Origin of the sequence: Acinetobacter tjernbergiae DSM 14971 = CIP 107465, from assembly GCF_000374425.1 — a bacterium.
In the GTDB taxonomy this organism is placed as follows: Bacteria; Pseudomonadota; Gammaproteobacteria; order Pseudomonadales; family Moraxellaceae; genus Acinetobacter; species Acinetobacter tjernbergiae.
This window is the reverse complement of the sequence record NZ_KB894353.1, coordinates 101,930-115,377: the sequence shown is the minus strand read 5'-3', so window position 1 is coordinate 115,377 and position 13,448 is coordinate 101,930. Positions and strand designations below refer to the sequence as shown.

Below are 13,448 nucleotides of genomic sequence, written 5' to 3'. Positions count from 1 at the left end.
CTATGAAAAAAACAGTTTTTACACTTTCTATAAGTATCACAGCGATGACACTGCTCACGGCATGTCAGTCCAGTAGCTTTAAGCCTGCAGCCTATCAGCAGCCTGAGATTCAGAGTGCAGCGCAGTATAAATATGCAGATTTGCAGTGGATTGAAGCTTCTAAGATAGCAGCGACACCGCAGCAATGGTGGGAGATGTATCAAGATCCGATCTTATCCAAACTGATACAGCAATTGGATCAGGACAACCTGAGCATCCAACAGGCCCAAGCCAAGTATCGCCATGCTATGGCACTGTTGGATGGGCAACGGGCCAATGCGCTTCCGAGCATCAGCATGGGCGGCAATGCCAATCAGACCGAGACTAAAAACGCTGGCAAGAGTCGTCAATTCGGTGCCAATGTCGCAGTGAGTTGGATTCCCGATCTTTGGGGGAGAGTTGCAAAAGCGGTGGAGGGTCAACAGGCCAACCTACAAGCATCTGTTGCTGATTTGGCTGCCATTCAGCTGAGTCAGCAACTGCTCACAGCAGAGGCCTATTGGAGCATTCGTTTATTCGATGCCAAACTGGATGTGTTAAATCAGACCAAGCAAAGTGATCAACGATCTGTGCGTATTTTACAGCAGCAATACCAAGCAGGCATGATTGCATGGGCTGATGTGATTCAGGCTGAGACCCAACTTAAACAAGTCGGGCTGCAATTGTTAGAGCTACAACGTAGTCGTGATTTACAAGAAAATGTGTTGGCGGTCTTAGTTGGACGCAATGTGGCTGATTTTAATTTAAATAAAAATCGCTATCAATTTAGTACCCCTCAAATCCCGACCCAAATTCCAAGTCGTCTTCTGGCACAACGCCCCGATGTGATTCGTAGCGAACGCGAATTGGCAATGACACATGCGCAATTAGGCTTAGCACAAACTGCTTGGTTACCTGATTTGACCATCAGCTTGGATAGCAGTGCCAATAGTCAGGTCTTTCATAGTTTATTACAGTCACCCAATACCGCATGGTCAATGGGTGCAAAAGTTTTAGGCACATTGTTTGATGGGGGGAAAAGACAGGCTGATATTCAACAGGCTCAAGCCAATTATGATGAAAAGCTTGCAGCTTATAAGCAGTCAGTATTAACTGGTTGGAAAGAAGTGGAGGATGGTTTGCTGCAAGCAGGTCATTTCCAGCAGCAGATCGTAGCGCAACAGCAACTGCTTAAGCTGTCAATTGAAAATGAACGGGTTGCCAAGCAGCGTTATCAAGCTGGTTTGGTCAGTTATCTAGAAGTCGCGACAGCACAGAATCTGCGTTTGAGCGCAGAAGAACGTTTATTGGAATTACAGCAATTGCAGATCAAGAACTCAGCTCAGTTGATAGCTGCTTTAGGAGGCGATATTAATTTTGGTTCATCAATACGATTAGATTAAAATGTTAATGAGTGGATAGATCGTTTAGTTATTTGTCACAACTGTTTTTAATAGACAAGTTGTGTTTGGAGATTGGTAAAGGTACTTGTCTAAACATTGATTATAATGAATAGTATTCATATTTAGTCATTAGAATAAATCATTTTATGCATAATATTTTATTCTGTACTCTAAAAAGATAAGCATAATTTAAAAAATTAAATGAGAGATTGCTTCGGATAATCATTGTTCAGAACGCAATTCTCTGACATTTATATAGAGTCTCGGAATGAAAAAACTCGATTTTGCAATCATTGATCCGCATATACATCAATGGGATCCATACCATACGCCACACTCTGCTGCTTTACTGGTTAAGATTTTTGGGCAGTATCCAAATGTGATGGACAATGTCGTCCGACTGGTCAAACCTAAGCCACTTTTAGAGACGCTAGGATTGACTCAGTATGCCTTAAGTCCATATTTACCAGAGCATTATCACGAAGATATTGCGATTCATTCGGTTGAAAGTGTAGTGCATGTTGAAGCGAATTGGCATCATCATAAAGGTTTGGGTGTTGTTGAGGAAACCAAATGGATTCAGCAATTAAATTTTAAAGACCATAATTTGAAATTAGGTGCAATTGTTGCCACTGCTGATCCACGAGATCGAAAATTTAAACAGATTTTAAAAGCCCATCAAGATGCCAGTCCTTTATTTCGAGGCATTCGTAAAATGGCTTCTTGGCATGAGGACTCAGGCATTTATCGTTGGTGTGATCAGGCACATTTATATCAGTCTAAGAAATTCCTTAAAGGCTTTGAACAACTTGCCTTAATGGATTTATCTTTTGATGCATGGGGCTATTCAACCCAACTTTCAGAAATCACAGATTTAGCCAAACAATTTCCTCAAACACGAATCGTGGTTGATCATTTGGCAACACCCGCAGGGCTTTTTGGTGCTATTGGCAAAAAAACAGGTAAAACGCTTTCGCAACGTGCCGCTATTTTTCAACAATGGCAGCATGATTTGGCAGTTTTGGCTGAGCAAAAAAATGTTTATGCCAAGATTTCTGGACTGATGATGCCTGTACTGGGTCATCGATTTTATCAACAGTACCGTACCGCAACTGTCTATGAAATGGTGAATTTATTAACCCCATTGGTTCAACATGCAATTGATGTGTTTGGTGTAGATCGAATTATTTTCGCCTCCAATTTTCCTATGGATAAAGCAAATACAACTTTAAATGATTTGATCCAAGCCTATATTGAAATGATCACACCTTATGGTGATCAAGCTTTGTATTCAATATTTAGACAAAACGCTGCCAATTTTTATCAACTGAATTAGAGTCATAACATGAAAAGTTTTAATCAAAAAGTTGCCGCAATTACAGGCGCAGGTTCTGGAATTGGTCAACAACTTGCAATTTTATTGGCACAACAAGGCGCTCATTTGGCTTTAAGTGATGTGAATGATCAAGGTTTAGCAGACACATTATCTCTAGTTAAACAATATCCTGTGAAAGTCACTTTAACCAAACTGGATGTTTCTAATCAGCAAGCTGTACGTGAATGGGCCGAAAATACTTTTAAAGACCATGGCAAAATCAATTTGATTTTTAACAATGCAGGCGTGGCATTGGCAAGTACCGTAGAAGGGATGAGCTATGAAGAAATGGAATGGATTTTTAATATTAATTTTTGGGGTGTTGTCTACGGCACAAAAGAGTTTTTACCTTATTTAAAGCAAAGTGGAGAAGGGCATGTCATTAATATTTCTAGTTTATTTGGACTCACTGCTCAACCGTCTCAAAGTGCTTATAATGCAACAAAATTTGCTGTTCGTGGTTTTACTGAATCATTACGTCAAGAATTAAATATGCAAAATAATGGTGTCAGTGCAACCTGTGTTCATCCCGGTGGAATTCGTACAAATATTGCCAATAGTGCGCGTATGAGTGACAGTATCCGTTCTTTAGGTATGAATCCAGCAAAGGCTAGTCGATCATTTAATAAAGTCTTGAAAACCCCACCAGAAGAAGCTGCAAAAATCATTTTAGAGGCGGTCAAACATGACAAAGCTCGAGTATTGATTGGGAATGATGCCAAGATTTTAGATTTGATTCAGCGGATTACACCAACGCATTATTCTCAAGCATTAGATTTTCTAACTAAAAAAACTTTGAAAAAAAACTAAATTATTCTTCAATCTAAGGATGCTCATTTAATTTGTGTGAGCATCCTAGTTAATTCATTTTAATGTGAATCATCATCTATCATTATGTTTTATAAGTAGACAGTAAAATACTAGTTTCACTATTATAAATACCTGAAATATTTCGAATTCTTTCAAGTGCTTTGTCGAAATTCTCAAGGCTATCTGATTGTAATTCGACCAAAATATCCCATTTTCCATTGGTGGTATGTAGGCGTTCAACCGCCGATTCTAAGCGTAATTCACGAATAACCGCTTGAGCTTTGGTTCCCTCAACCATGATATTCATCCACGCCCGAATAATATTTTTCTCTGTATTGGGGCGAAAGCGTACGGTATAGCCCGTAATGATACCTGTCGACTCCATATATTCGATCCGTTTTTGCACAGTCGCTCTAGAGACTCGTGTTTTTGCTGCCAAATCTGTGATTGAAATTCGAGCATTGTCTTTGAGTAATCCCAAGATAATATGGTCAATATTGTTCATTTTGACACTTTCTATTAGCAAATTGATAAAAATTAATTCATTTTAATCATTATAAGGCATTTTGTGAATCAATTTGATTCTTAATAATAATCACTATATGAAGCTCCAAGCATTTTTTATTCAATCTCATGAAGAAATCAATGCTGACAAGGGACGATGGGGCAAAACAGAAACTCTTCGCGAAAGGGAATCTGTAGATAACAGGGAAAATTGATTAATTAAGGAATAGATAATGTCTTTATCATATACGGCTCAAAATAGTGGTGCTTGGCAAACTTACCTCACTCAAATTGATCGAGTGACACCTTATTTAGATGCTGATCTCGGCAATTTCATTAATACGCTGAAACGCCCAAAACGTACCCTGATTGTCGATGTTCCAATTGTAATGGATGACGGCACAATTCGTCATTTTGAAGGCTACCGTGTACAACACAACTTATCACGTGGTCCAGGTAAAGGTGGTATTCGTTATCACCACGATGTTGAATTAAATGAAGTGATGGCGTTGTCTGCGTGGATGACCATTAAAACAGCAGTACTTAATCTCCCATTTGGTGGTGCTAAAGGTGGTGTACGAGTAAATCCTAAAGAGCTTTCACCTCGTGAACTAGAGCGTTTAACGCGTCGTTTTACCAGTGAAATTAGTTCAATTATTGGTCCTCAAATTGATATTCCTGCACCTGATGTGGGCACCAATGCCAATATTATGGGCTGGATGATGGATACCTATTCAAGTATCAAAGGTCATACTGTGACTGGTGTTGTGACAGGTAAGCCTGTGCATTTGGGTGGTTCATTGGGTCGTGTTCGTGCAACAGGACGTGGTGTGTTTGTAACGGGTTTAGAAGTTGCAAAACGAATTAATTTACCTGTTGCGGGCAGTAAAGTTGCGGTGCAAGGTTTTGGTAATGTCGGCAATGAAGCAGCTTACTTATTCAGTCAAGCAGGCGCAAAAGTGGTTTGTGTACAAGACCACACAGGTACGATTTTTAATGCAGAAGGCTTCAATGTCAAAGCTTTACAAAAGCATGTTGCTGAACATGGTGGCGTGATGGGCTTCGTTGATGCAACTGTGATCACAGATGAAGCATTTTGGGATGTCGATATGGACATTCTAATTCCAGCTGCATTGGAAGGTCAGATTACAGTTGAGCGTGCACAAAAGCTCAAAGCCAAAATTGTACTTGAAGGTGCAAATGGCCCAACTTACCCAGAAGCAGATGATGTATTCGTTAGCCGTAATATTACGGTTGTCCCTGACGTGATCTGTAACGCTGGTGGTGTAACGGTCAGTTATTTTGAGTGGGTTCAAGATATGGCGAGTTATTTCTGGAGCGAAGATGAAATTAATGAGCGTCTTGACAAATTAATGATTCAGGCAATGGGTGATGTGTGGAATACCGCAGCGCAGAAAGAATGTAGCTTACGTACCGCCGCTTATATTTTAGCCTGTGAACGTATCCTTAAAGCGCGTAAAGAACGCGGTATTTTCCCGGGTTAAAACCATTCATACAGTTAAAGCAAAGGGCTTGTTGAGAGTTTAACAAGCCTGAATATCCAAACAGGAAGTGAGTAAGTAAAATGAGCGATGTCGCAATTACACGTAGCAATTTTAATGATTGGATGGTGCCTGTTTTTGCTCCAGCAAATTTCATTTTAGTTCGTGGTGAAGGTTCTCGTCTTTGGGATCAAAACGATAAAGAATATATTGATTTTGCAGGTGGTATTGCGGTTAATGCTTTAGGTCATGCACATCCAGTTGCGGTGAATGCTTTAACTGAACAAGCACAAAAACTTTGGCATATTGGTAATGGTTATACCAATGAGCCAGTATTACGTCTCGCGAAACAATTGGTTGAAAGCACTTTTGCCGACAAAGTCTTTTTCTGTAACTCAGGTGCAGAAGCCAATGAAGCTGCTTTGAAACTGGCACGTAAAATCGGTTTACTCAGTGGCAATTCAAATAAAAACCAGATTGTTGCATTTAAAAATGCCTTCCATGGTCGTACTTTATTTACTGTAACAGCAGGCGGTCAGCCGAAATATTCTCAAGATTTCGCACCTTTACCAGGTGGGATTGAACATACTGCATTTAATGATCTTGAAGCTGCAAAAGCTGTGATTACTGACAATACTTGTGCGGTCATTGTTGAGCCAATTCAGGGCGAAGGCGGTGTTCTGCCAGCAGATATCGAATTCTTAAAAGGCTTACGTGCGCTGTGTGACGAAAAAGGTGCAGTACTGATTTTTGATGAAGTACAAACGGGTGTCGGTCGTACAGGCTCATTGTATGCCTATATGAATACAGGTGTAACACCTGACATTCTGACGACGGCAAAAGCATTGGGTGGCGGTTTCCCAATTGGTGCAATGATCACCACCGACAAATATGCCAACATGTATGCAGTGGGCGATCATGGGACGACTTATGGTGGTAATCCATTGGCGTGTGCAGTTGCAGGTGCGGTATTTGAATTTATCAATACACCTGAAGTATTAGATGGTGTCAAACAACGTTATCAATATTTTATTGATGCTTTAAATAAGATCAATGCGCAATATGACTTGTTTAAAGAAATTCGTGGTCAAGGTTTATTGATTGGCTGTGTGCTTAAAGATGAATATGCAGGTAAAGCAAAAAATATCGTCACTTTAGCAGGTGAAGAAGGTCTATTGGCTTTAGTTGCAGGTACGGATGTGGTGCGTTTTACCCCTTCACTGATTATTCCAATGGAAGATATTGATGAAGGTCTAAACCGTTTTGCTCGTGCCTTAGCACGCCTTTAAGTCTGTTGTGAGCATCTAACCATGATGATTGTTAGACATGCAGCGCATCGGGATTTAGATGATATTTATCGTTTAGCGCAAAGAGCAGGAGAGTCAGGCATTGGTTTGACCTCCTTACCAGAAAATAAAGAAATCTTGGCTGAACGCATTACACGTACACATCACACTTTGGATGGTTTAGCCGAGAAGTGTGATGCCAGTTATTTATTTGTACTTGAAGATACCAGTATTCAAAAAATTGTGGGTGTGAGTGCAATTGAAGTTGCAGTGGGTTTAAAAGAACCGTTTTACAACTTCCGTGTAGCAACACAAGTACATGCGTCTAAGGCTTTAAATGTTTATAAAACTTTAGACACTTTATTTTTAAGTAATGATCATACGGGTTGTAGTGAACTCTGCACCCTGTTTCTTGATCCTGAATATCGCAAAAATCAGAATGGTAAATTTTTATCCAAAGTTCGTTTTCTGTTTATTGCTGCATTTCGTTCTTTCTTTGAAGAAAGGTTGATTGCCGAAATGCGTGGTTTTTCAGATCAAAATGGGCATTCGCCATTCTGGGATGCCTTGGGTTATCACTTCTTTAATATGGATTTTGCAACGGCAGATTATTTAAGTGGTATTGGGCAAAAAGTCTTTATTGCTGAATTAATGCCGAGATTTCCTGTTTACGTTGACTTGCTGACCTCAGAGGCACGTGCCGTGATTGCTGAAATGCATCCTCACACACTCCCTGCGGCAAAGGTGCTGATGTCAGAAGGTCTTAAATATCAGGGGTATGTGGATATTTTTGACGCAGGGCCAACATTGGAAGCCAATACTGCTGATTTACGTGCAGTCAAAGAAAGTCGTTTGTTCAAGGTCAATATGACCGAGCAAGTTGAGACAACAGAGATTCATTATTTGGTTGCGAATGACCAATACAAAGATTACCGCGTGTTGTTGATCAATAACAAAGTAGATCAAGGCAATACTTTGCGATTAACAGCAGCTCAAGCTCAAGCTCTGAATGTGAATGAACAGGATGAAGTACGGGTTTTAGCATTAGAAAAAATGGAGAAGAACTAATGTCACAAGGTGCGTTATTAATCAATGGTGTTTGGGTACAAGGACAAGGTACAACATTCATCAAAACAGATCCTGTCAGCAATCAACTTATTTGGACAGGGCATGAAGCAGACTCTGCTGATGTTGAGCAAGCATGTCATGCTGCAAGACAGGCATTTCCTGCTTGGGCACGTTTGCCATTAGAAGATCGTATCGCGATTATTGAACGTTTTGCCATATTGCTTGAACAAAATAAAACGCAATTGGCACACGTCATTAGTCAAGAAACCAGTAAACCACTTTGGGAAACATTGACCGAAGTGCAATCGATGGTTGGCAAAGTGGCGATTTCAATTCGTGCTTATGATCAACGTACAGGTTTCAGCGAAACTAAAATGCCAGATGGTGTGGCTTCGTTACGCCATCGTCCACATGGGGTATTGGCTGTATTTGGCCCTTATAATTTCCCTGGTCACTTACCAAATGGTCATATCGTTCCTGCATTGATTGCGGGCAATACTGTGGTGTTTAAACCAAGTGAATTGACGCCGTGGACAGCAGAAGAAACTGCAAAACTCTGGCAACAAGCAGGTTTACCAAATGGCGTCCTCAATGTTGTACAAGGCGGACGTAGCACAGGTGAGGCTCTTGCAGCGGCTGAACAGATTGATGGTTTGCTTTTCACAGGTAGTGCCAATACAGGCTATCACTTGCATAAGCAAATGGCAGGCGCACCTGAAAAGATTCTTGCTTTGGAAATGGGCGGCAATAATGCCTTGATCATTGATGAAGCAAGCAATATTGATGCGGTTGTGAATTTAGCCATTCAATCCGCTTTTGTTTCTGCTGGGCAACGTTGTACTTGCGCACGCCGTATTATTGTCAAACATGGTGCGAATGGTGATGCCTTTATTCAACGTTTTGTTGAAGTCGCCAAGAATTTAGTTGTTGGTACGTGGAATGCTGAACCACAACCATTTATGGGTGGTGTGATTTCTTCTCATGCTGCTGAACAAATGTTAGTTGCACAAACTAAACTCATCGCTTTAGGTGCAAAACCATTATTAGAAATGACACGTCCACAAGCAGACAGTTCATTGTTGACCGCAGGCATTTTAGATTTAACACAGGTCGATGGCATTCCTGATGATGAATACTTCGGTCCGTTGACGACGATTTATCGCTACAACACCTTTGATGAAGCATTAAGCATCGCCAATAACACTCGATTTGGTTTGGCGGTTGGTCTGGTTTCACCTGATCGCGATTTATTTGATCGCGTGTTGATTGAAGCACGTGCGGGTATTGTGAACTGGAATAAACCATTGACTGGTGCTTCAAGTGCAGCACCGTTTGGTGGGGTAGGCGCTTCGGGTAACCATCGTGCGAGTGCCTTCTATGCTGCCGATTATAGTGCTTGGCCGATGGCATCGTTGGAGAGTGACAATGTCACGCTCCCTGCAAAATTATCACCGGGCATTGCGCTCTAAGTCGGATCGCATCAAGACACGTGGAGAAGAAAATGTCAGGTTATGAAATTAATTTTGATGGTTTAGTTGGGCCTACGCACCATTATGCAGGTTTATCGTTTGGTAATGTTGCATCCACTAAAAACCGTAATAATGCGTCAAATCCTAAATTAGCTGCAAAACAAGGCTTAATGAAAATGAAAGCCCTTGCGGATTTAGGACTCAAGCAAGGTGTGTTTGCACCACAAGAGCGTCCGCATGTGCCAACACTGCGTCGCTTAGGTTTTACAGGTAGTGATATTGATGTCATTACTCAGGCGATGCGTACTGCACCAGCACTATTGTCATCGTTAAGTTCAGCATCTTCAATGTGGACAGCAAACTCGTGTACGGTTTCACCCTCGGCAGATAGCACAGATGGGCGTATGCATTTTACTGCGGCAAACTTAAATAATAAGTTCCATCGCTCAATTGAGCATCATACGACCACACGCATTCTTCAAGCGATGTTCAATAATGATGTCTATTTCGCGCATCATGAAGCATTGCCAGAAGCTGCTTTGTTTGGTGATGAAGGTGCAGCCAATCACAATCGTCTTGGTGGTGCATACGATCAAGCAGGCGTACAAGTTTTTGTTTATGGTCAGCAGCAACTTGGTGGTACTGTTGCACCACAAAAATTCCCTGCACGTCAAACGCGTGAGGCAAGTGAAGCGATTGCACGTTTACATCGTCTTGATGCGAAGCGTACCGTGTTCATTCAGCAAAATCCTGATGTGATTGATCAAGGTGTCTTTCATAACGATGTGATTGCGGTCAGTAATCAACAGGTATTATTCCATCATCAACATGCTTTTTTAAATCAAGCTGATTCACTCAATCAAATCCGTAAAAAAATGGCGGGCATTGAACAAGAGTTTGTTTCGATTGAAGTACCTGAAAGTCGAGTAAAGGTTGAAGATGCAGTTTCAACTTATTTATTTAACAGTCAAATTTTGACACGTGCTGATGGTGGCATGAGCATTGTTGTACCAGAAGAATCTCGTCAGAACAAAGCGGTGTGGAGCTATTTGAATGACATGATTCAAATGGGAACGCCAATTGATGACATTAAGGTCTTTGATCTACGTGAAAGTATGCGTAATGGTGGTGGGCCTGCATGTTTAAGATTACGTGTTGCTGTGAATGATGCTGAGCTTAATGCAGTCAATCCAAACTTATTTATGAACGATGCATTGTTTAAAACGCTGAATCAGTGGGTTGATCAACACTATCGGGATGAATTAACACAGGATGACTTAGCTGATCCACGATTATTGATCGAGAGCCGTACTGCACTGGACGAACTCACCAAAATTTTAGATTTAGGCTCGGTTTATCACTTCCAAAGATAAATAGAAACAATGGCTTTTAAGGATGAAGGTACATGGTTGATCTACTCGCGTTGATTTTAGCACAACAGCCACCTGAGCAAACTCAAGGTGAAACGGTAGGCTTTACATGGCAGTGGCTAGGTGAAGGGTTACTGCAATGTACGCCAAAAACAACCTATAGAAAAACCATCGTGCTTTCTGCGGGTATTCATGGCAATGAAACTGCACCGATTGAGCTATTGGCACAGATTATCAATGATTTATTTGTTGAACGCGTAGCGCTCAAGGTGCGGGTGCTGTTCGTCTTTGGTAATCCTGAAGCGATTCGTAAAGGTGTACGTTATCTTGAAAATGATGTGAATCGGATGTTCTGTGGTGCTTATCAGCATTTACGCCAAGATGCTGAAACTGAACGTGCAGCTCAATTGGAACAGCGAACAGCCCAATTTTTTGAGCAAAGTGGTGCTGAAGCACAGCGTTATCATTACGATTTACATACTGCCATTCGTGCCTCACTACTTCCTGTATTTGCATTATTTCCCTATCAAACACAGCCCTATGATGATTTTCTGATTCAGAGTTTGAATGCTGCGGATCTTGATGCTTTGGTGTATCACAATACGGTTGGTAAAACTTTTACCCATTTTACTGCTGAACGATGTCAAGCGGCGAGTAGTACCTTGGAATTAGGCAAAGCAAAGCCGTTTGGTCAAAATGATTTAGCTGAATTTGCGAGTACCGATCAGGTTTTACGTGCGGTACTTTCAGAGCAGGCTTTGCCATGTAGACAGAAACCAAGTATTCGCCAATTTAAGGTGGTGGACTCCGTTCTAAAGCAGAGTGACGATTTCCAATTGCAATTAAGTGCTGATGCACCTAATTTTTCAACCTTTCAGAAAGGTGAGGTGATTGCAACTCAGCAAGCAGGCAATTATGTCGTAGATAATCAGCAAGTTTGGATTTTATTTCCAAATCCAAATGTGAAGATCGGTTTGAGAGCTGGACTGGTTTTAAAGGAAATTGGGTAGCATACACATACATCGACTTTTAAAAAATGGATGTGAAACGGAATAGAGCTAAATGGAGTTTGAATATGGATGTTCAGTAAAAATAAACATGGGAAAGAAATATCTATTGGATATTCATTTTTATGAAAGTGGAAAGCAAGGACAGGTTGTCATAAAAAGATAGTTGGAGTGATCGTGTATGAGTAACAATATAGAAGTGGGTAAGCCCCTAAAACGTGCCATGACGAAACGTCATTTGGTGATGATTTCATTGGGTGGTGCAATTGGAACGGGCTTATTTTTAGGCTCAGGTGACGTGATTTCACAGGCAGGTCCCGTTGGTGCGATTCTCTCTTACCTGCTCGGTGGTATCATTGCATACATGGTCATGCTGTGTTTAGGTGAGTTGGCAGTACAGATGCCAGTTTCGGGGTCATTCGGTGAATATGCCAGAACCTATATTGGGCCAGGCACGGGCTATATGATCACATGGTTGTATTGGTTGACGTGGACTGCAACGTTAGGAACAGAATTTACTGCCGCAGCATTACTCATGCAAGAGTGGTTTCCAGCTATTTCCATGTGGACATGGACTTTATTATTTGCGGCACTGGTCTTTACGCTGAATGTGAGTTCCACTCGGTTATTTGCTGAGTCGGAATTTTGGCTGTCTTTGGTTAAAGTTCTCACCATTATCTGTTTTATTGCATTGGGCTTAGCCGCTATTTTTGGCTTAATCTCCTATCATGGTCATGAGTCAGCACCGTTATTTAGTAAATTGACTGAGCATGGTTGGTTCCCAAATGGTATTTACCCGATTTTTGCCACAATGCTCATCGTTAATTTTGCATTCTCTGGCACAGAATTGATTGGGGTTGCCGCAGGTGAAGCTGAAGAACCTGCTAAAACTGTACCGAAAGCAATTAATGCTGCAATTTGGCGTTTATTGATTTTCTTTGTGGGTACGATCGTGGTGATTTGTGCATTACTGCCTTATGAAATGGCAGGACTGAATGCAAATGGTGTAAGTAATAGCCCATTTGTAACAGTATTTAATTACATCGGTATTCCATATGCGGAAGATATTATTCGTTTTGTAATTATTACTGCACTTTTATCGGCTGCCAACTCTGGCTTATTTGCTGCTTCTCGAATGATGTGGTCATTGTCAACACAGAATCAACTCCCTAAAGTGTTTGCTAAATTGACACGTTCAGGTACGCCAATTATTGCGATTATTGTTACGATGTTTGGTGCAATTCCTGGTTTATTATCTGAACAATTTGCGCCTGAAACCATTTTCAAAAATTTACTGGGTGTTGCCGCTTTTACCATGGTTGTGGTTTGGATCTCAATTTGTGTGAGCCAATTTAACTTCCGTAGACAATGGATTAAGTCTGGTAAAACTGTCAAAGACCTTAAATTTGCTGCTCCGTTGTTTCCGTTGACACCAATTTTAGGCGGGGCCTTCTGTGTCATTACCTGTATTAGTATGGTGGCAGATCCTTCAATGCAAGTTGGTTTTGTCTGCTGTGTTTTATTTATCATCGCTTGTTATGCAAGCTACAATATGTTTTATAAAGATAAATGAGATTAATGATTTCGATGAATAAAAAATAATTTGAATCAGCTCAGTTAAACGAATAAGTTGCGA

The 13,448-nt window shown here is 41.0% G+C and carries 11 protein-coding genes; 10 read left to right on the top strand and 1 reads right to left on the bottom strand.

The annotated features are described in order from the left end of the window. The first annotated feature begins 2 nt into the window (after positions 1–2). The 3 genes from C502_RS0100450 to C502_RS0100440 all read left to right on the top strand — a co-directional run bounded on the left by C502_RS0100450 (position 3) and on the right by C502_RS0100440 (position 3,606). Complete coding sequence (locus C502_RS0100450; protein WP_018676890.1) at positions 3–1,421, top strand: efflux transporter outer membrane subunit; 1,419 nt, start codon at positions 3–5, stop codon at positions 1,419–1,421. Positions 1,422–1,689: 268 nt separating this feature from the next. Beyond that, the gene (locus C502_RS0100445; protein ID WP_018676889.1) at positions 1,690–2,757 is read left to right on the top strand and encodes an amidohydrolase family protein; all 1,068 of its coding nucleotides are present in this window, start codon (positions 1,690–1,692) and stop codon (positions 2,755–2,757) included. Between the two features lie 9 nt (positions 2,758–2,766). Further along, positions 2,767–3,606 carry an SDR family NAD(P)-dependent oxidoreductase gene (locus C502_RS0100440; protein WP_018676888.1) on the top strand — a complete coding sequence of 280 codons (840 nt, stop codon included), beginning with the start codon at positions 2,767–2,769 and terminating at the stop codon, positions 3,604–3,606. Between the two features lie 82 nt (positions 3,607–3,688). Here the strand turns inward: C502_RS0100440 and C502_RS0100435 are convergent, their stop codons facing one another. After that, positions 3,689–4,111, bottom strand: a complete 423-nt coding sequence (locus tag C502_RS0100435) for an Lrp/AsnC family transcriptional regulator (RefSeq protein WP_018676887.1) — start codon at positions 4,109–4,111, stop codon at positions 3,689–3,691. Positions 4,112–4,340: 229 nt separating this feature from the next. On the opposite strand from C502_RS0100435, the gene C502_RS0100425 reads away from it, so the two are divergent. The 7 genes from C502_RS0100425 (at position 4,341) to C502_RS0100395 (ending at position 13,385) form a co-directional block, all read left to right on the top strand. Beyond that, positions 4,341–5,615 (top strand): Glu/Leu/Phe/Val family dehydrogenase, encoded by a 1,275-nt coding sequence (locus C502_RS0100425; RefSeq protein WP_171067595.1) that lies wholly within the window; start codon positions 4,341–4,343, stop codon positions 5,613–5,615. Positions 5,616–5,695: 80 nt separating this feature from the next. Then, positions 5,696–6,901, top strand: coding sequence for an aspartate aminotransferase family protein (locus C502_RS0100420; protein ID WP_018676885.1), 1,206 nt, complete (start codon positions 5,696–5,698; stop codon positions 6,899–6,901). A 21-nt stretch (positions 6,902–6,922) separates the two neighbouring features. Next, positions 6,923–7,966: an arginine N-succinyltransferase gene (gene astA, locus C502_RS0100415; RefSeq protein ID WP_018676884.1), complete on the top strand. Its 1,044-nt coding sequence runs from the start codon at positions 6,923–6,925 to the stop codon at positions 7,964–7,966. Then, positions 7,966–9,435: a succinylglutamate-semialdehyde dehydrogenase gene (gene astD, locus C502_RS0100410; protein ID WP_018676883.1), complete on the top strand. Its 1,470-nt coding sequence runs from the start codon at positions 7,966–7,968 to the stop codon at positions 9,433–9,435. Before astA ends, astD begins: the two co-directional genes overlap by 1 nt. 32 nt (positions 9,436–9,467) lie before the next feature. Further along, positions 9,468–10,808 (top strand): N-succinylarginine dihydrolase, encoded by a 1,341-nt coding sequence (gene astB / locus C502_RS0100405; RefSeq protein WP_018676882.1) that lies wholly within the window; start codon positions 9,468–9,470, stop codon positions 10,806–10,808. 32 nt (positions 10,809–10,840) lie between these two features. Continuing rightward, on the top strand, positions 10,841–11,815 hold the full coding sequence (gene astE / locus C502_RS0100400) for a succinylglutamate desuccinylase (RefSeq protein WP_018676881.1): 975 nt from the start codon (positions 10,841–10,843) through the stop codon (positions 11,813–11,815). 178 nt (positions 11,816–11,993) lie between these two features. Beyond that, positions 11,994–13,385 (top strand): amino acid permease, encoded by a 1,392-nt coding sequence (locus tag C502_RS0100395; protein ID WP_018676880.1) that lies wholly within the window; start codon positions 11,994–11,996, stop codon positions 13,383–13,385. Positions 13,386–13,448 lie beyond the last annotated feature (63 nt).